Annotated in this window: 2 protein-coding genes; both read left to right on the plus strand. The window is 18.4% G+C overall.

Features of this window, described 5'->3' with window-relative positions:
- The coding region (locus OM90_RS13225; protein ID WP_242860893.1) for a type III toxin-antitoxin system ToxN/AbiQ family toxin at window positions 1-277 on the plus strand (277 nt) is incomplete at its 5' end.
- A 167-nt stretch (window positions 278-444) separates the two neighbouring features.
- Window positions 445-827, plus strand: a 383-nt coding sequence (locus tag OM90_RS10465; RefSeq protein WP_242860894.1) for a type III toxin-antitoxin system ToxN/AbiQ family toxin, incomplete at its 3' end; no start/stop codon positions are given.

The following is an 827-nucleotide window of genomic DNA, read 5'->3' on the forward strand; positions in this document are numbered from 1 at the left end:
TTTAAAAAAAGCAGCTAAGCTTTATATAGCAATAACACAAAATAAAGCAAGAGATAGTTTAAAAAATAGGTGTTGTGATTTTAAAAAACTAGAAAAAGGATTAATAGAATACTGTAAAATAAACAATATAATACGTAGTGAAAATAATAAAGAAATAGGAAAGAAAATAAAACCTACAATAGCTGAGCGTATTATAGCTGCTAAAAAAATAAGTAGGAAACAAATAGCAGTTACTTATGATAAATGTAAAAATAAAGATAATAATTTAGAAATATAAAGTTTTATTAAGACAATTTTTATTTTGTAGAAAATAAGTATTTTTTTCTTGTAATACATTACTTTAACACTATAATAATTTATATATAAAAATTTTATATCATAAATAATATAAAAATCATAAGTTAAAAAATGATAATTTAAATTAATTTTTAAGTAGGTGAAATTATGAATTTATTTTTTTATACTATTGACAAAAAATATTGTGAATTTCTACAAAAAATAGATATTAATGTACCTTATATAAAAGATGAAAAAATAAAAATACCATTTATAGGTGTAGTATTTAAAATAAATAATATAAATTATTATGCTCCTTTAATGTCTCCAAAGACTAAATATTTAAAAATGAAAAATCAAAATGACTTTTTAAAAATAGATGGTGGACGTTTAGGTATTATTAATTTAAATAATATGATACCTGTACATAATGATTTACTTACCAAACTTGATGTTAAGATAGTTTCTACAGATACAAAAGAAACGATTAATTATAAAAATTTATTAATTAATCAATTATCTTGGTGTAATTCAAATAAAGAAAAAATTTT

Source organism: Defluviitalea phaphyphila (genome assembly GCF_001466305.1).
Lineage (GTDB): Bacteria > Bacillota > Clostridia > Lachnospirales > Defluviitaleaceae > Defluviitalea_A > Defluviitalea_A phaphyphila.